Below are 17,967 nucleotides of genomic sequence, written 5' to 3'. Positions count from 1 at the left end.
CAGAGGTGGAAGTGCAGTAATGCATGGAGCTGACTGTTACTAATCGGTCGAGGGCATAACCAAGAAGGTAGGACAGGCTAAAGAAGAATGGATGGAGTAAAGATTTAAATTTGTATGTGGTTTTGAAGGTACATGAAAAAAGTAAGGGAGCTGTAGACCGTAAGGGTTTGCAGTTTTTTTATTGCATAGCAAAATCCGTAGGAACTTCCTGTTAAATAAAAGGCACTACGAGCCTAGGCACATTCTTTATTATTACATATTAAATAATAAAAATAGAATGCACAGTCTGAACTGCAGCATTCTTTTTCTATTATTGTTTAAGTCTGTTTTGATTACGCCAGTCTCTTGGCGATATTCCATAAATATTTTTAAATGCTCTGGAAAAATGTAATTGGTTGGGATAACCGACTGCATTACCTACATCTTTAATGGAAAGCTTTGTCAGTTTTAATAATTCAGCAGCTTTAATCATTCTATAATTCAACAAAAATTCCTGAGGAGATTTTCCAATTCCGTCTTTGAAAATTTTTCCGAAATAACTGCGGTTTAATCCGCATACAGCAGCGATGTTTTCGACAGAAATATCGTTTTGGAAATTCTGCTCTATATAAGATAGGGCTTCATGGATATAAAAATCCTGAAGACGGCTGATTTTCGATGTCTGCATGATGGAAGTAGAACGAATAAGAGCATCAATTGCAAGATAGAGATGCCCGATCAGGTGAAATGGTGTAGCGTCTCCGTGACTTGCAATATAGAGAAGTTCTTCTTTCAGTATTTCACGCAGATCCTTAGAAGTAGCTTTATAAATCGGATTATCCAAACTAAGTCCGGAAAGTTCAATGGTTTCCTTTGCACGTAGTCCGTCAAATTCAATCCATGTATATTCCCATGGGAGTTTTTCATCAGAGATATAAGTATTGATCTGACCGGGGAAAATCATAAAGCCCTGGCCACTTTTTACGTGATAGGTCTGTGTTACACCGTGAGAATCATTTGCCATTAAAATTCCGGTGCCGGAGATAATGTAGTGAAAAAGAAAATGATTACGGACGGCAGGACCAAAACTATGTGCAGGTTTACATTGTTCGTAACCGAATTGATATAATCCAAGGTCAACAAAGTTTTCGCTTGGAAATACAGAAAACATGAGCTCTTTCATACAGATTCCTTTCATTTAGTTGTGTTTTGTTAAAGTTGTGTTCAATAGCTGGTAATTCAGTGAATATATCTATATTTTACTTAATCTGAAAATGGATTGCAACCGAAATATACCAAAATGCTAGTTCGTTTACAAAAAAATAGAAAAAAATAGCATTTTGGAATAAAACATCAAATACAATGCTATTCTTGAACGCATAATGGTATGTTATAATGCAAATATAAACAAAGTACTTGATATATCGAGGAGTAGCAAAGTGAAAATATACCTGTGAGGAAGGAGAAAAAATGAGAAGGAAAAGAGCAGCAATTGTTTTGGGAATGTCCTGTATTCTGATGGCATCAGCAGTATTACAGGGATGTCAGCAAAATCCAAAAAGCGGAAAAGTGGAAATTGAACTTGTTCAGTATAAACCAGAGGCGGTAGATATATTTGAACAGCTCGAAAAAGAATTTAATGAGACACATGATGATATCCATTTAAAAATATCTTCCCCAAATGATGCGACAACAATTTTGAAAACACGTTTTATCAGAGAAGATTATCCGGATATTATCGGAATCGGAGGAGATATCAATTATTCGTATTTTGTTGATTCAGGAATACTGGCTGACCTTTCAGATTATGAAGGACTTAGTGAGGTAAAACCTGCTTATCTGGATATTATTGAAGGATTGGAGTTTGTTCCGACAGAAGGAACATATGGGCTTCCGTATGTGGCAAATGCGGCAGGAGTGCTCTATAACAAAGATATGTTTGCGGAACATGGATGGGAGATTCCGCAGACCTGGGATGAATTTATTTCTCTTTGCGAGGAGATTCAGAATGAAGGAATCCAGCCACTTTATTTTGGATATAAAGATACCTGGACCTGCCTTGCACCTTGGAATGCACTTGCAGTCGGACTTGCACCATCCGATGTTTGTCAGCAGGTGAATAAAGGAGAAACAACCTTCTCCAAAGAATATCCGCAAGTGGCAGAAAAAATGCTTGAATTGTTAAATTATGGTGAAGATGGACCGTTTGGATACGGATACAACGATGCATGTACTGCATTTGCAAATGGTGAATCAGCGATGTATACAATCGGAAGCTATGCAATTCCGCAGATCAAATCTGTAAATCCGGATATGAATATCGGATCCTTTGTTATGCCGGCTAATGATTCGGAAGAGGACAATGTATTAAATTCAGGAGTAGACCTTCAGTTCTGCGTGATGGATACATGTGAAAATAAAGAAGCGGCATATGAAGTACTTGATTTCCTGATGGATCATGATAGTATCCAGTCATACTTAGATGCACAGAATGCGGTGCCTTGTAAAGACGAAGATTTTGCACTGGCTCCGGAACTGGAAGATATGAAACCATATATTCAGGATAACCGTATGGCGGATTACCAGGATCACTATTATCCGTCAGAAATGGCAGTCGATGCACAAATCCAGACATTTCTCATAAACCAGGATGTTGACGCATTTCTGAAAAAATTTGACAAAGACTGGATCAGATATAACAGGGATATCATTCGTATGATGGAAGATTATGAAGCAGGCAAGTAGGAGGGATACAGATCATGAATAAATTGAAAAGGATGAATGGCAGAAAGCGGACATTTTTACTGATTACGATACCGATACTTGCGTTGTTTTTCTGCTTTAATACGCTGCCACTTATTAAAGGTGTTATTTATAGTTTTACAAATTTTCGAGGATATGGCGAGTTTGACTGGGTAGGTATTCGGAATTATACAGACTTATTTACTGATGCAAGAGTCGGGAAATCCTACCTGTTTACATTCAAGCTTGCAATTGTTGCAACAATAGTTGTAAATGTGTTAAGTCTTGTTTTAGCTCTTGGATTAAACAGTAAAATTAAATTTAAAAGTGCACTCAGAGGAATGTATTTCGTTCCAAATATTTTAGGAGCACTTGTAGTGGGCTATATTTTCAATTACTTTTTCACTTATATTCTTCCGACAGTTGTAAAAATGATGGGCGGAAAAGGTGACAGTATCCTGGCAAGCTCAAAATGGGCATGGGTTGCGATCGTAATTGTATGTGCATGGCAGTCTGTTGCAATGAATACGATTATTTATATTTCCGGACTTCAGACGGTACCGGAGGATGTATACGAAGCAGGTTCTCTTGATGGAGCGACCGGATGGAAAAAATTCAAGAATCTGACATTTCCACTGATCCTTCCATTCTTTACCATCAATATGGTACTTTGCATGAAGAATTTTCTGATGGTATTTGATCAGATCATGGCTCTTACCAAAGGAGGCCCGGCGCAGAGTACAGAATCAATTTCATTTTTGATTTATAACAATGGTATGGCTGGAGGACAGTTCGGGTTCCAGAGTGCCAATGCAGTTGTGTTCTTTGTAGTGATCGTTGTGATCTCTGTATTACAGATGAACTTTTTGGGAAATAAGGAGGAACAGTTATAATGAAAGTAAAGGTGAAAGAAAGAGTAAACTGGCCAATCACAATTTTATTGATTCTGGGTCTTGTAACCGTTATTTTTCCTCTTTATCTTACAGTTGTGATTGCATTTAAGAAACCGTCGGAAATGACAAACAGTATTTCCGGAATCTTATCACTGCCAAAAAGCTGGAGCTTTTCTAACTTTGCAGAAGCAATGCGTGTAACAGATTTCTGGCATTCACTGGGCAACAGTGTGCTGATAACGATTGTAACGGTGGTTCTTTCCATTCTGATTCATTCTATGATCGGTTATGTGATCGGAAGAAGTAAAAGTACCAGTAAATTTTACAAAGGCGCCTATCTTTACATTGTAAGCGGTATGTTTGTTCCATTTGCAATTTTGATGATGCCACTTGTGAAGCAGACAGCACAGATGGGAATTGACAATATTTTCGGTGTTATTTTGTGTTATCTTGTATTTTATATGCCGATGAATGTGCTCTTATACTCCGGTTATCTGAAAAATATTCCGATGGCACTGGAAGAGGCTGCACATGTAGACGGGGCAACAACCTGGAAAACTTACTGGAGCGTTATTTTCCCAATAATGAAACCGATGCATGCAACAGTAGCGGTACTTACAGCACTCGGTACATGGAATGATGTTATGACACCACTTGTAATTCTGGCAGGTAGTGATGTGAACACACTGCCACTTGCACAGATGACATTCCAGACACAATTTGGAACCAATTATAATCTTGCATTTGCATCCTATTTACTGGCACTGCTTCCGATTTTGATTTTCTATCTGATCTGTCAGAAACAGATTCTGAACGGTGTTGTAAATGGCGCAGTAAAATAAATTTGACAGAAGCTTAAGGAGAAGAATATGGGAATCATATACAACGAGAAAGCAAAAACATTTACATTACATACCCAAAATACAACGTATCAGATGCAAATTGATGCATATGGATTTTTACTGCATTTATATTATGGAAGAAAGACAGATGGAGTTATGGATTATCTTCTGACCTATGCAGACCGTGGCTTCTCAGGAAATCCGCAGGATACAGGAAATGACAGAACATATTCCCTTGATGTGCTGCCGCAGGAATTTCCGTGTCGACTGACAGGAGATTTCAGGAGTCCGGTGCTTGACCTTGTAAATGCAGATGGTTCTTTTGGATGCGATCTTAGATATCAGGGATATGAGATTTGTGATGGAAAATACAATTTGAAGGGACTTCCGGCAGTTTATGCTGCCGAAGAGGAAGCCCAGACTCTGATCATTTATATGAAAGATCAGGTGACAGGATTACAGGTAGAATTAATTTATGGAGTTCTTCCGGAGTATGATGTGATCACAAGAAGTGCAAAAGTAATCAATACAGAAGAAGATAAAATCAGACTGACAAAAGCACAGGCAGCCTGTATTGATTTCCTTCACGGTGAGTTTGATGTGATTTCATTTTACGGCCGCCATGCGATGGAAAGAAATATGCAAAGAACATCGGTAGGACATGGAGCTTTTGTAATTGGAAGCCGCAGAGGAACATCCAGCCATCAGTACAATCCGATGATGATACTGGCAGAAAAAGAAACGACAGAAGATGCCGGTACCTGTTATGGAATGTCTTTTGTATACAGCGGAGGATTTAAAGCAGAAGTAGAAAAGGATCAGTTCGGGCAGACAAGAATGCAGATGGGACTGCAGGAAGAACAGTTTTCTTATCCACTGAAAAAAGGAGAGGAATTTGTGATCCCTGAAGTTATTTTAACTTGCAGCAATCAGGGACTTGAAAAGCTTTCCCAGAATCTGCAGAGATGTATCCGTAAAAATCTGTGTCGCGGAAAATATAAAGAAAAAGTAAGACCGGTACTGATCAACAGTTGGGAAGCATGCTATTTTGATTTTACGGGAGAAGATATCTATCATCTTGCCGAGCAGGCAAAGGATCTGGGAATCGATATGGTTGTACTGGATGATGGATGGTTTGGAAGTCGAAATGATGACAACAGTGGACTTGGCGACTGGAAGGTTAATGAAGAAAAGCTGCAGGGAAGTCTTGGTGACCTGATCAGCAGGATCAATGCGTTAGGTGTTAAATTCGGACTCTGGTTTGAGCCGGAGATGGTAAATGAAGACAGTGATCTTTACCGTGAACATCCGGACTGGGCAATTCAGATTCCGGGAAGAAAACCGGTAAAAGGAAGAAACCAGCTGCTCCTTGATTTTTCGAGAAAAGAAGTTGTGGATGCTGTTTATGAGCAGATGTGTCAGGTGCTCGATCAGGGAAATATCGAATATGTAAAATGGGATATGAACCGAAGTATGGCAGAAGTATATTCTATGACAGCAGAAGAACAGGGCAGTGTGCAGTATGACTACATGCTTGGACTTTATGATTTCCTGGAGCGTATTATAAGCCGCTATCCAGACCTTCTGATCGAAGGCTGCAGTGGTGGTGGAGGTCGTTTTGACGCGGGAATGCTGTATTATACACCACAGATCTGGTGCAGTGACAATACCGATGCAGTGGATCGTGTAAGGATCCAATACGGAACATCCTTTGGGTATCCGGTATCTGCAGTTGGATCTCACGTATCTGCAGTTCCGAATCATCAGACAGGAAGAAAGACATCACTCCATACAAGAGGTGTCTGTGCCATGGCAGGAACCTTCGGCTATGAACTGGATCCGGCGAAAATGACAGATGAAGAGCGCAGAGAGATCAGGGAACAGATAGTAGAATACAAAAAATATGCACAGCTTGTACAAAATGGACTTTACTATCGACTGAGTAATCCATTCGCAGAAGAAATCGGCGCATGGGAATTTGTATCAGAAGATGGGAAAGAAGTACTTGTAAATGTAGTTATGCTTGAAATCCATGGAAACATGACAGTAAATTATGTAAAAATGAAAGGTCTGTGTGTCGGACAATTCTATAAAGATTCAAATACCGGAAAAATTTATCCGGCAGAGGCGCTGATGGAAGTTGGAATTCCGATGCCGCTTGAATTTGGTGAGTACAAAGCATATCAGATTTATCTGGAAATGGTCGAATAAAAATGAGAAAAACAAATGATATTTTTGAAAAGAGACTGGCGAAGCATATGGATGAGCTTCGCTGGCTCTATATGGAATTATATGATAATGAAGCAATGTTTGCAGAGCTCTGTGAACAGATGCAGAATTACTATCGTGCAAGAAATGCGAAACTTCGAAAGAGAGATCTGGAGAAGGAAAAGGATCAGGCGTGGTATCGAAAAAAAAACATGCTGGGAATGATGCTGTATATTGATAATTTCGCCGGAAATTTAAGAGGAGTCAAAGGAAAGCTTAAGTATCTGGAAGAATGTGGTGTAAACTGTGTTCATCTGATGCCGTTTCTCGATTCGCCAAAGGGAAGATCCGATGGAGGCTATGCGGTTGCGGATTTCAGAAAAGTAAAGCCGGAACTTGGAACCATAGAAGACCTTGCAGATCTGGCTGAAGCCTGCCATGAAAAAGACATGAATCTGTGTATGGATTTTGTGATGAACCATACTTCCGAAGATCATGAATGGGCACAGAAGGCAAGAATGGGTGAAGGCGAATATATGAGCCGGTATTTTTTCTGTGACAATGAAAACTATGTCAGAGAATATGAGAAAACAGTGCCACAGGTATTTCCGGAAACTGCACCGGGGAATTTCACCTGGCTTCCTGAAATCGGACACTACGTGTTGACTACCTTTTATCCTTACCAGTGGGATCTGAATTATAAGAATCCGAGAGTGTTTAACGAAATGATGTATAATTTCCTTTTCCTGGTCAATCAGGGGATTGACATTCTGCGGATCGATGCAGTTCCTTATATCTGGAAGGAAATGGGGACAAGCTGCAGAAATCTTCCACAGGTACATACGATAGTCAGGATGATGCGTATGATCGGGGAGATTGTGTGTCCGTCGGTTGTATTATTAGGGGAAGTCGTGATGGAACCGGAAAAAGTAGTTCCTTATTTTGGTACCATAGAAAAGCCGGAATGTCATATGCTTTATAATGTAACCATGATGGCTACTACATGGAATACGGTTGCGACGAGAGATACCAGACTTTTACGGATGCAGCTTGATATTATGAACAACCTTCCGAAAGAGTATACTTTCTTAAATTACCTCAGATGTCATGATGATATTGGATGGGGATTGGATTTCCAGACTCTTTCTGGTTGGGGAATGCAGGAAGTCCCACACAAAAGATATCTGAATGACTTCTTCACGGGAAAGATCGCAGAAAGTGTGAGCCGCGGGGAACTTTATAATGAAGATCCGATAACAGGAGATGCCAGATTCTGTGCAACGACAGCTTCCATGTGTGGAATTGAAAGTGCCGGATTTGAACAAAATGAAGAAAAGAAAAAAAGAGCAGTCAGATTTGATCTGATGCTGCATGCATATATGATGGTGCAATCCGGAATTCCAATGCTTTACAGTGGAGATGAGATTGGTCAGGTAAATGATTATACTTATAAAAATGATCCGGAAAAACGGGTTGATTCCAGGTATATCCACAGAGGAAAATTTGACTGGAAGCTGGCAGACGGACGAAAGAGAAAAGGAACGGTACAAAAAGAACTGTTTGATGGAATTGGAAAACTTAGATCCATCCGAAGTAAAGAAAAAGTATTTGATGCATCGGCAAATGTCTGGACGCTTGATACCTGGGAAAATGGAATCCTTGGAGTTGTGCGGGAACTGGAGGGCGAGCAGATGACAGCACTTTTTAATTTCGCAGAAGAGGACCGGACAGCCTGGATCGAAGAAGAGGGAGAGTATATGGATTTATATACCGGTAAAAAAGTCAGCCTTCAGGCAATAAAAATGGAAGGCCATTCCTTTGTATTAGCAAAGAAATGCTAAAGTAAGATAAAAAAAGAGCAGGTAAGAAATTCTATCCTTTCTTACCTGCTTTTGTATACTTTATTGGTTTTCCTGCATATCTTTCAGCATCTGGATAAGTTCCAAATCCTTTTCGGTAACACGGAAATTAGTGGTATAATTCCGTCCTTCCGGAGATTTGACGGAGATTTCGATGATGCTGTCTTTGCGGCATGCATCTCCTTTTACTGCATGAATAAAAGGCATAAATTTAGGATGCTGCTGTTGAAAAGTGGAAAATGCGGATTTCAGTTTTGCAAGCATTCCAAGCTGTTGAAAGTTAAGCGCCATAAAATACTCCTTTATAATTCAATATATCCATTGAACCCTCCAAGGGTGTAATATGCTTTTTTATCTTCTGGTTTCAGATAAATGGAGAGAGCTTCCGGATTTTCTACAGCGTGTCCCTTTGCATTGCAGTCAGCGATCACACGTTCTGTGATAGCGGCTACAGTATATTCTGCACTCTGGTACTGAACATAAAATGCAGGATTTTTGGCAGGAACTTCTACTGGTACTTTGACTTCTTTTACAACTTCTTTTATCTCTACAACAGGAGTTGCTGTAGCCGGTGCTGATGATGTAGCTGTAGCAGTTACTGCTGATTCAAGTGTTCTTTTCTGTTTTTTCTTATCGATTCTTTTATTCATTATTATTACCCCTTTTTCAAATTGTACAACATCTATTATATTACTTTTATATGGAGAAGTCAAAATGGTATTTATCACAGATATTTTGCAGCAAATGAAAAAGGGTTGCGCATAATGGTGAGATATGAGTATAATGAGTATCGTGTAATTGGAGTATAACCGGGAGGAAAAGGTAGAATGAATAGAGCAGCATTATTTTTTGATATTGATGGGACCGTACTCAGTGAGATTACAAAAGAGATTCCCGCAAGTACGGTAGATGCACTTAAAAGGGCACACGACGCAGGACATTTTTTATTTATCAATACAGGAAGAACATACTGCAGTGTTCCGGTGGAACTGAAAAAACTTCCATTTGATGGATATTTGTGTGGATGTGGGATTTATTTTACATTTGATGAAGAAATTATTTTTGAAAAGCATCTGGATCCGGAGAGGGGCGATGAGATCGCTGATTATATGACAAAATGTCAGATTGATGGGATTTTTGAGGGAGCAGAAGATGTGTATTTCACTTCAAGAGTTTCAAGATTTGACAGATTGGAAAATACAAAAAAATACATGAACAACCGTGGACTTGGAATCGAGCGTTATATGGAGCAGAGAAGATGTCCATATGATAAAATCTTTATTTATACGGATGAAAAAAGTGATGTAAAAGCATTTTTTGAATTTATCAAAGATGATATGGAAGTAATCGACCGTGGAAGTAATACGTTTGAATGTATCCTCAAGGGCTATACAAAAGGAACTGCGATTGACTGGGTACTGGAGCATTTTGGAATGACGAGAGATCAGTCATATGTATTTGGAGACAGCAGCAATGATCTGGCAATGTTCCAGCATGCCGGGCATGCGATTGCGATGGGCGCGCATGACCAGGTGCTGGAACCTTATACAGAATTTATTACAAAGACCGTTGAAGAAGATGGAATTGCTTATGCGATGAAGAAATATGGACTGATCGATTAGAGAATCCTCCGATAAAGTGACAGAGAAAAATTCCTAAGATGCAGTAGCTTTTATAAGGTCATCAAGAGAAGCAAAATGATAACCCATTTCTTCCCATTTGGTGAGAAGTTCATCTAAGATTTCAGCGTTTGTAGAGGACGTACTGTGGAGTAAAACGATGGCACCGGGATGGATCCGCCCAAGCAGCTTTTCAAAAGCCTCTTTGTGGGATGGCTGGCTATCCTGATACCAGTCGACGTAGGCGAGACTCCAGAAGAAGGTATGATAGCCAAGATCCTGTGCCATTTTCAGGTTGGCTTCGCTGTATTTGCCTTGTGGTGGACGATAAAATCTGGAAATTTCCTGTCCGGTGATCTGCCGATACAGTTTTTCAACTGTCTGGATTTCTTCAGAAAAGGATTCCATTGTAGAAATCTGTGACATGTCTTTGTGATGCCAGGTATGGTTGCCGATGGTGTTACCGGCAGCGAGGATCTGTTTGATAAGTTCTGGATTGCTTTCCAGAAGTGTGCCGACGACGAAGAACGTTGCTGGAGCCTGATGTTTCGTAAGAGCTTCCAGAATAGCCGGTGTATTTCCATTTTCATAACCGGCATCGAAAGTAAGGTAGATTACCTTTTCGCCGGTGTCCTGTGCGTAAAAGGCATCAAATTTTTTCAACTCGTCAAATGTGGCATTGCCGACAGGGGGATCCCCATCCGTTTGGAAGCTGAGCCCCCAGTTGCCTTCAGAAGAGGTGGGAACAGCGGCTGGAAAGAAATGATCATGCAGAAATGCAGCGCCGGTTCCCACAAAGAAAGCCGCGAGGAAAAGAAAACAGATCCGTATAATATTTTTTGATTTTAATCTGGAAAACATAAAAGGAACTCCGATCGGATAGAAAACAGGTGATTGATAAAATATATGTGGAAATGGAAGGAAAAGAACCGAAATAGATAAAATAGAGGTCAGAAAATAAAGTGGACAAAAAGTAATAAAAGTGATCAAAAAATAAAAAAAAGGCTTGCATTTTTTCTGAGATGTGATATCATATTACTTGTCTTTAAGACGCGGGTGTAGTTCAATGGTAGAACACCAGCCTTCCAAGCTGGATACGTGGGTTCGATTCCCATCACCCGCTTTTGTTATGCGTAAAAAGAAGAGAGAATGTAAGGAAAATTTTGTTTGACTTTTTGAAAAAGAGGAAATATAATTACAAGAAACGAGTAGCAAGTAAGCGTAAATCCAGTTTACCAGCTACTCGTTTTCATTTTGCAAAAATCAATATCGCCATGAAAAAGTGTGTAGCGTGTCAGCGTAAGTCCAGCTTATATGACAAGGTGCGCACTTTTTTTGTGCCAAAAAGAAAGGAGTTTAAAAAATGGCGGAAAGCAACAAGATGAAGGAGATGCCGGTAAATAAGCTGATGGTCCAGATGGGAATCCCGATGATCCTATCTATGGCATTGCAGGCAGTCTATAACATTGTAGACAGTGCATTTGTAGGAAATATGAGAGTAGGCAGTGAGGCAGCATTAAATGCATTGACTTTGGTATTCCCGGTTCAGATGCTTATGGTCGCAGTAGGAATCGGAACGGGTGTCGGAACCAATGCACTTCTGGCAAGGACACTTGGTCAAGGGAATAGTAAAAAAGCAGCAAAGGTAGCAGGAAACAGTCTGTTTCTTGGAGTGATCATTTATGTGGTCTGCTTACTGTTTGGTATCTTTGGGGTGAAAGCATATATTTCATCACAGACAGTAGATACAGAAGTATTGGAGATGGGAGTCAGCTATCTGAGGATATGCTGCGTAATCTCTTTTGGTATTATTTTCTTTTCTTTATTTGAAAAGTTATTACAGGCAACAGGTCGTTCTCTTTATTCCACAATTGGTCAGGTGGTTGGAGCCGTTGTAAATATTATCCTTGATCCGATCATGATTTATGGTATTGGTCCTTGCCCGGAAATGGGAGTGAAAGGTGCAGCTTATGCAACTGTAATTGGTCAGGTAGCATCCGCAGTATTATTGCTTATCTTTCATATCAAATTCAATAAGGAATTCGAGCATGGGGCAAAATACATGAAGCCGGATGGCGGAATTATCAAAGAAATCTATAAAATCGGACTTCCGGCAATCATTGCACAGGCATTGATGTCCATTATGGTTTATGTGATGAATCTGATCCTGAAGTTCAATCCAGCAGCACAGACAGCCTATGGATTATTTTATAAAGTTCAGCAGTTTGTACTGTTTCTCGCTTTTGGTCTGCGAGATGCGATCACCCCGATCATTGCATTTGCTTATGGAATGAGAAGTAAAAAGAGAATTCAGGATGGAATCAAATATGGTCTGATCTATACAATTGTGTTAATGATTCTGGGAATTACAATCACAGAGATTTTCCCCGGAGCATTTGCAACGCTGTTTAATGCGGGACAGTCAAGAGAATATTTTATTGAAGCAATGAGAATAATCTCAGTCAGCTTTTTGTTTGCAGGCATCAATATTGCTTATCAGGGTATTTATCAGGCACTGAATGGTGGTATAGAGTCCCTTGTTATTTCGCTTTTGAGACAGCTCATTATTATACTGCCGCTGGCCGGAATTTTTTCTATGTTTGTCAGAAATGGACAGATGGGCATTTCATTAATCTGGTGGTCATTTCCGATTACTGAAATAGTTTCATGTTTTGCAGGTTATGTATTTTTAAAGAGAATCAGAAAAAATAAAGTAGATGTTTTGAATTAAGGAGGAATCAGAGATGGCGAAAAGAATTATTACAATCAGTAGAGAATTTGGAAGCGGTGGACGTTTCATCGGAGAAAAAGTAGCGAAGAAACTTGGGATTGCTTATTATGATAAAAATATTATTAATGACATTGCAGAGAAGTCCGGTTTGTCACCGGAGTATGTTCAGAAAAATGCAGAATTATCTCCGAAAAAAGGATTATTTGCATATGCATTTGCCGGACGTGATATTACAGGAAAATCAGTAGAAGACATGGTGTATGAGGCACAGAGAAAGGTTATCTTAGAACTGGCTGATAAGGAATCTTGTGTGATTATCGGAAGAAATGCAGACTATATTCTGAAGGATAGGGACGATGTGCTGAATGTATTTATCTATGGGGATATGCCGGAAAAAACAAAGCGAATTATGGGGTTATATAATGTAGAAGAAAAGGAAGCTGTCAAAATGATGGCAGATACAGATAAAAGGCGTATGACGAATTATAATTTTTATACGGATCAGAAATGGGGAAAAACGAGCAATTATACGCTGTGTCTGAACAGCTCACAGCTTGGATATGACAGATGTGAAGCGATAATTATTGAGTGTGCAAAATAAAAATTTGCTTACATTTTTCAAAAAATAAAGTATAATTAGTATTGTAAAACCAAGTACGATTTACATGAAAATTAGGGATCATTTCATTCAAATTTACTGAGTGAAGGATCCCTTTTTCTATGTGACGTATCTTTAAATTGAAAGAGATGTAGTTACAATGAAAAGAATTAAAGCAGCTTGTATCACTTAGACATTGTTTTTTCAAATCATGATGGAGAAACGACAGAGTATGCAAAAAAAGCGATTGTACAGGAGTGTGAAAAGTATAAAGCACAGTTAGAAAAGAGTGGAACAAAGTACAAAATTTTGTCAGAAAATATGATATTGCTGGAGAAGTGTAGTAAGAAAATCAGACGAATATATTTTTCCGAAGATTTGTCGTAAAAATGTGGTCAAATCAAGAAAATCGAGTGCGAAAGCAAGTGAAAAATCCCTGGGAAGCTGAGAGATACGCCATGCACAGCTCGGGAAAGAATTTCCTCGTTGCCGGGCTGTCGCCCTATAAAATAGCAAAAATAGACGCCTTTGCAAGTTCGTTCACAAAATCTTCACAAAATAATTAGCACTCACCTATTGTTATTACAGCGTAGCTTTTGTCTTAGTTCATAGAGTGCCGTAAAGTGCCTATTTACAGGCTTTTCACGGGTTTTATGAATTTATCATATTTCATCAAAAATCGTCAATATACAAAAAATTGGTGTCAAAATTGGTGTCAAATAACCTTAATTTGAGATTTTGATGAGCAACACATCAGTATAAAAAATTGAATATTTTATAGATTATGGAACGCCTAAAATGACGTTCCTTTTCTATTTTCAGCCGTTCTTATTGGACGGCTATTTTATCACCCAAAATGAAAGGAGCATTAGATTTATGAAAAAGACATGGAAACGATTGTGTACGGGCTTCTTAGCTCTTGCAACTGTCGTTACTGCTTTACCGACTACACCCGTCCATGCAGAAAGTAAGCAATACTGGACGGAAAGTGCAGAGCGTGTCGGTATCATTGAAAAAGTAATGAATGACGGTTCTATCGGTTCGACATTCAATGAGGGTTATATGAAAGTCGAGGACGAAACTGCCTATTGTATTGACATTAATACAGATTTTAAGAATGGTTACAAGACCAGAGCTGACGCAAGCTCACGCATGAGTGCCGATCAGATTTCAGATGTGGCGTTATCTTTAGAGTATGTCAAACAGTATGGCGAAGCTCACAAGGAATTTAACTACAAACAAGTCTATCTGTTGGAACAATGTGTCGTCTGGCAGAGATTGAGCGTACATCTTGGCTGGCAATGTGATAACGTGCGAGCTTCTTATGATGAAATTCCAAAGGCAACGCAGGACGAAGTTTTCTCTGGTGCAAGAGCCTTTGTCAAAGAGAATAAAGAACGCTATGAATGTGGCGGTTATATCTACTCTGGCGAGGGGCAGGAATTGGGACAATTCTGGGCGAAGCTGAATGTCGGAAATGCGAAACTGCAAAAGACTTCCAGTAATACCAGCATTACAGACGGTAACGGGAATTACTCTATCGCTGGTGCGACCTATGGTGTCTTTTCTGATAAGGACTGCACGAAACAGCTTGCCACCCTTACGACTGATGAAAACGGAAATACAGATATTGCAGAGGTAAAAGCAGGCACAGTCTATATCAAGGAATTATCCGCACCAGCAGGATATAAAGTGGATAAGACAATCTATCCATTAACAATCAAAGCTGGCGAAACAGCAACTTTGAATGTATCAGATACACCAAAAGTAACGGACACTTTGATTGAGCTTTTCAAGATTGATATGGAAACACAGAAAGACAATCCGCAAGGGAACGCTTCTTTAGCAGGTGCGGAATTTACATGGAAGTATTATGCAGGCTTCTATAATAAAGACAATCTCCCTGCCAAAGCTACTCGTACATGGGTTACAAAGACAATCGCTGAAACAGATAGCGACGGGACAACTCACTACATTACAAAATTAGCGGACGCATACAAGGTATCTGGCGATAGCTTCTATATGCAGGACGGCAAGGCGGTTCTTCCACTTGGAACGCTAACCGTTGAGGAAACGAAAGCTCCAAACGGCTACTTGTTAGAGGGTGCATATATGCAGGCTGGCGATAAGTCCGAACAGATTAAGGGCTTATATGTAACACAGATTACCGAGGACGGCGACCTTGCCGTATTATCTGGAAGTAACCAGTTTTCCGTATCAGACAAGGTTATCCGTGGCGGTGTCAAAATTCAGAAACGAGATTTAGAAACGGGCGATACAAAGCCACAAGGAAGTGCCACTCTGAAAGATACTGTCTTTGACATCATTTCCTTAAATGATAATTCTGTTTTGGTTGAGGGCAAGCTATATAAGAAAAATGAAGTCGTAAAAACTATTCGTACAGATATTGAGGGTATCGCTTCTACTTCTTCTGACCTCTTACCTTATGGAAAATTCCGTATTGTTGAGAGTGAAGCTCCCGACGGTTACTTAACTGACGGTGCAAAACCGATTGATTTTACAATCACAGAAAATGGAAAAATCGTGGACTTAACCGACGAAGCTCATTCTATCTACAATCAGATTAAGCGTGGAGATATTGAGGGTGTAAAAATCGGTGCAGGCACACATAAGCGTCTTGCTGATGTTCCTTTTAGGATCACAAGCAAGACAACGGGCGAAAATCATGTTGTGGTAACTGATGATAACGGGCAGTTTTCCACTTCTGCTGACTGGGCTTCTCATAAGCACAATACAAACGCAGGCAAGACCAGTGAGGACGGTGTGTGGTTTGGGACTTCTGAACCAGACGACAGCAAGGGGGCATTACCTTATGATACCTATATCATTGAAGAAATGCGTTGCGATAGTAACAAAGGCTTTGAACTTATCCCACCTTTTGAAATCGTGGTATCAAGAAATAACCTTGTGATTGATTTAGGAACGCTAACTGATGAATACGAAAAAGAAATCTCTATTCATACCACAGCGACCAGCAAAGACGGCGAAAAGACTATCCTTGCAGGAAAAGAGGTTACAATCGTTGATACTGTCAAATTAGACGGACTTACAAAAGGCACAAAGTATCAGTTGAAAGGCTGGCAGATGTTAAAGGAAGAAAACGCCGAGCTTATCATTGACGGGAAACGTGTAGAAAACGATTATACCTTTGTCGCTGATGATGAAGAAATGAAAGTGGAAATTTCCTATACATTCAATGCGTCTGCTTTAGGTGGCAAAAACCTTGTTACCTTTGAAGAATTATATGATTTCAGCAATCCAGACGAACCCGTAAAAGTTGCAGAACACAAAGACATTGAGGACGACGGGCAAACGGTACTTATCACAGAGCGTATCATCAAGATACATACTACCGCTACCGATAAGGACGGCAACAAAGAGCTTAAAGCAGGAAAAGACGTTACAATCATTGATACCGTAACCTTAGAGGGCTTAGAAGTCGGTACACAGTACAAACTTGTGGGCTGGCAGATGTTGAAAGAAGAAAATGCAGAACTTCTTATCAATGGAAAACGTGTGGAAAGTGATTACACTTTTATTGCTGACAGCAAAACTATGAAAGTGGAAGTTGCTTTTACGTTTGACGCTACTTCTCTTGACGGCAAACAGCTTGTAACTTTTGAGGAATTATACGATTTAAGCAATCCAGACGAGCCGAAGAAAGTTACCGAGCATAAGGATATTGAGGATAAGGGACAGACGATTACTTTTAAGGAAAAGCCAGAAGAACCAGAGAAACCCGAAACACCACCGACACCGGAAAAGCCTAACAGACCTAGCGACAGTCCCAAAACGGGCGACAGTACAAATGTAATGGCATTTATCGTGATGTTGCTTGCGTCTGCTGGTGGACTGGCTGGAACATATCTTTACAAACGCCGTAAAATGAAGAAATCATAAGGCGGTAACGGTATGAGGAAAGAAAAATCACGCTCTCCGCCGAAGCTGTCAAACGGCAGATTTTTGCTTATTCTGGCTTGTCTGCCTACAACCTGCAAGAACACGGATAGTCAAGGGTGCGTAAGCATTGATTTTACCCTTTACTATCTGGGGGATTGCTGGTACTTCCCAAACCGCCAGAATAAGAAATCACAATTAAAAAACTTATCAAATATAGAAAGAAACGAGGTAAAACAGTATGGAAATGAAATATGTCGTGCCAGATATGGCACAGTCTTTTGGAACTCTTGAATTTGCAGGCGAAAGCGAGCCAGTCTTTGAAAGAGATAAAAATAATCGCAGGGTCTTAGCCAGACGAAGCTATAACCTTTATTCCGACGTACAGAAAGGCGAAAATGTTGTGGTAGAAATTCCCGTGCAGGCTGGCGAAAAGAAGTTCAAGTATGAGCAGAAAGTAAAACTTGTCAATCCGAAGTTATACGGCAGAGGTTACGCAATCGGGGATATGGGACATACCGATTATGTATTAGTTGCTGATGATATTGTAGCAGTTGAAGAAAAGTAAAGGAGTGAAG

Annotated in this window: 14 protein-coding genes and 1 tRNA gene; 11 read left to right on the top strand and 4 right to left on the bottom strand. The window is 39.9% G+C overall.

Going from position 1 to position 17,967, the window contains the following annotated elements; genetic code table 11:
- Window positions 1-310: 310 nt before the first annotated feature.
- The gene (locus AB5213_RS13435) at window positions 311-1,162 is read right to left on the bottom strand and encodes an AraC family transcriptional regulator (protein WP_022219864.1); all 852 of its coding nucleotides are present in this window, start codon (window positions 1,160-1,162) and stop codon (window positions 311-313) included.
- Window positions 1,163-1,449: 287 nt separating this feature from the next.
- Between AB5213_RS13435 and AB5213_RS13430 the strand changes: the two genes are divergently transcribed.
- From AB5213_RS13430 to AB5213_RS13410, 5 genes are read left to right on the top strand one after another with little or no spacing between them, the layout of a single operon-like run.
- The gene (locus AB5213_RS13430) at window positions 1,450-2,724 is read left to right on the top strand and encodes an ABC transporter substrate-binding protein (RefSeq protein ID WP_215633907.1); all 1,275 of its coding nucleotides are present in this window, start codon (window positions 1,450-1,452) and stop codon (window positions 2,722-2,724) included.
- A gap of 14 nt (window positions 2,725-2,738) precedes the next feature.
- Entirely contained in the window at window positions 2,739-3,614 is an 876-nt protein-coding gene (locus AB5213_RS13425; RefSeq protein WP_055158551.1) for a carbohydrate ABC transporter permease, read from the top strand.
- Window positions 3,614-4,456 (top strand): carbohydrate ABC transporter permease, encoded by an 843-nt coding sequence (locus AB5213_RS13420; protein WP_055297622.1) that lies wholly within the window; start codon window positions 3,614-3,616, stop codon window positions 4,454-4,456. The genes AB5213_RS13425 and AB5213_RS13420 overlap by 1 nt, the downstream gene beginning before the upstream one ends.
- A 27-nt stretch (window positions 4,457-4,483) precedes the next feature.
- Window positions 4,484-6,667, top strand: coding sequence for an alpha-galactosidase (locus AB5213_RS13415; protein ID WP_368276823.1), 2,184 nt, complete (start codon window positions 4,484-4,486; stop codon window positions 6,665-6,667).
- A 2-nt stretch (window positions 6,668-6,669) separates the two neighbouring features.
- Window positions 6,670-8,505, top strand: coding sequence for an alpha-amylase family protein (locus AB5213_RS13410; RefSeq protein ID WP_055297620.1), 1,836 nt, complete (start codon window positions 6,670-6,672; stop codon window positions 8,503-8,505).
- 60 nt (window positions 8,506-8,565) lie between these two features.
- Here AB5213_RS13410 and AB5213_RS13405 read toward each other — a convergent pair whose 3' ends face one another.
- Window positions 8,566-8,814 carry a hypothetical protein gene (locus AB5213_RS13405; protein ID WP_008370883.1) on the bottom strand — a complete coding sequence of 83 codons (249 nt, stop codon included), beginning with the start codon at window positions 8,812-8,814 and terminating at the stop codon, window positions 8,566-8,568.
- A gap of 11 nt (window positions 8,815-8,825) precedes the next feature.
- Window positions 8,826-9,173 carry a DUF6465 family protein gene (locus AB5213_RS13400; protein ID WP_022219870.1) on the bottom strand — a complete coding sequence of 116 codons (348 nt, stop codon included), beginning with the start codon at window positions 9,171-9,173 and terminating at the stop codon, window positions 8,826-8,828.
- A gap of 177 nt (window positions 9,174-9,350) precedes the next feature.
- On the opposite strand from AB5213_RS13400, the gene AB5213_RS13395 reads away from it, so the two are divergent.
- Complete coding sequence (locus tag AB5213_RS13395; protein ID WP_055158556.1) at window positions 9,351-10,145, top strand: Cof-type HAD-IIB family hydrolase; 795 nt, start codon at window positions 9,351-9,353, stop codon at window positions 10,143-10,145.
- Window positions 10,146-10,178: 33 nt separating this feature from the next.
- Here AB5213_RS13395 and AB5213_RS13390 read toward each other — a convergent pair whose 3' ends face one another.
- On the bottom strand, window positions 10,179-11,003 hold the full coding sequence (locus AB5213_RS13390) for a polysaccharide deacetylase family protein (RefSeq protein WP_173685753.1): 825 nt from the start codon (window positions 11,001-11,003) through the stop codon (window positions 10,179-10,181).
- A 191-nt stretch (window positions 11,004-11,194) separates the two neighbouring features.
- Here AB5213_RS13390 and AB5213_RS13385 point away from each other — a divergent pair.
- From AB5213_RS13385 to AB5213_RS13365, 5 genes are all read left to right on the top strand, one after another.
- A tRNA-Gly gene (locus AB5213_RS13385) sits at window positions 11,195-11,265 on the top strand.
- Between the two features lie 240 nt (window positions 11,266-11,505).
- Entirely contained in the window at window positions 11,506-12,873 is a 1,368-nt protein-coding gene (locus tag AB5213_RS13380) for an MATE family efflux transporter (RefSeq protein WP_055246320.1), read from the top strand.
- A gap of 13 nt (window positions 12,874-12,886) precedes the next feature.
- Window positions 12,887-13,474, top strand: coding sequence for an AAA family ATPase (locus tag AB5213_RS13375; protein WP_022219921.1), 588 nt, complete (start codon window positions 12,887-12,889; stop codon window positions 13,472-13,474).
- An 873-nt stretch (window positions 13,475-14,347) separates the two neighbouring features.
- Window positions 14,348-17,392 carry an SrtB-anchored collagen-binding adhesin gene (locus AB5213_RS13370; protein WP_173686987.1) on the top strand — a complete coding sequence of 1,015 codons (3,045 nt, stop codon included), beginning with the start codon at window positions 14,348-14,350 and terminating at the stop codon, window positions 17,390-17,392.
- A 238-nt stretch (window positions 17,393-17,630) separates the two neighbouring features.
- Window positions 17,631-17,957: a YdcP family protein gene (locus AB5213_RS13365; protein WP_005339720.1), complete on the top strand. Its 327-nt coding sequence runs from the start codon at window positions 17,631-17,633 to the stop codon at window positions 17,955-17,957.
- Window positions 17,958-17,967 lie beyond the last annotated feature (10 nt).

This window comes from Coprococcus sp. RTP21204st1_G4_RTP21204_210225 (genome assembly GCF_040915385.1).
In the GTDB taxonomy this organism is placed as follows: Bacteria; Bacillota; Clostridia; order Lachnospirales; family Lachnospiraceae; genus Allocoprococcus; species Allocoprococcus comes.
Note: the sequence above shows the minus strand (reverse complement) of the source record. Positions and strands in the feature narration are given on the sequence as shown.

What these genes read in the sequence shown, in the direction of transcription:
- AB5213_RS13435 (WP_022219864.1), bottom strand. Translation starts at nt 1,162, where the DNA reads ATGAAAGAGCTCATGTTTTCTGTATTTCCAAGCGAAAACTTTGTTGAC.
- AB5213_RS13430 (WP_215633907.1), top strand. Translation starts at nt 1,450, where the DNA reads ATGAGAAGGAAAAGAGCAGCAATTGTTTTGGGAATGTCCTGTATTCTG.
- AB5213_RS13425 (WP_055158551.1), top strand. Translation starts at nt 2,739, where the DNA reads ATGAATAAATTGAAAAGGATGAATGGCAGAAAGCGGACATTTTTACTG.
- AB5213_RS13420 (WP_055297622.1), top strand. Translation starts at nt 3,614, where the DNA reads ATGAAAGTAAAGGTGAAAGAAAGAGTAAACTGGCCAATCACAATTTTA.
- AB5213_RS13415 (WP_368276823.1), top strand. Translation starts at nt 4,484, where the DNA reads ATGGGAATCATATACAACGAGAAAGCAAAAACATTTACATTACATACC.
- AB5213_RS13410 (WP_055297620.1), top strand. Translation starts at nt 6,670, where the DNA reads ATGAGAAAAACAAATGATATTTTTGAAAAGAGACTGGCGAAGCATATG.
- AB5213_RS13405 (WP_008370883.1), bottom strand. Translation starts at nt 8,814, where the DNA reads ATGGCGCTTAACTTTCAACAGCTTGGAATGCTTGCAAAACTGAAATCC.
- AB5213_RS13400 (WP_022219870.1), bottom strand. Translation starts at nt 9,173, where the DNA reads ATGAATAAAAGAATCGATAAGAAAAAACAGAAAAGAACACTTGAATCA.
- AB5213_RS13395 (WP_055158556.1), top strand. Translation starts at nt 9,351, where the DNA reads ATGAATAGAGCAGCATTATTTTTTGATATTGATGGGACCGTACTCAGT.
- AB5213_RS13390 (WP_173685753.1), bottom strand. Translation starts at nt 11,003, where the DNA reads ATGTTTTCCAGATTAAAATCAAAAAATATTATACGGATCTGTTTTCTT.
- AB5213_RS13380 (WP_055246320.1), top strand. Translation starts at nt 11,506, where the DNA reads ATGGCGGAAAGCAACAAGATGAAGGAGATGCCGGTAAATAAGCTGATG.
- AB5213_RS13375 (WP_022219921.1), top strand. Translation starts at nt 12,887, where the DNA reads ATGGCGAAAAGAATTATTACAATCAGTAGAGAATTTGGAAGCGGTGGA.
- AB5213_RS13370 (WP_173686987.1), top strand. Translation starts at nt 14,348, where the DNA reads ATGAAAAAGACATGGAAACGATTGTGTACGGGCTTCTTAGCTCTTGCA.
- AB5213_RS13365 (WP_005339720.1), top strand. Translation starts at nt 17,631, where the DNA reads ATGGAAATGAAATATGTCGTGCCAGATATGGCACAGTCTTTTGGAACT.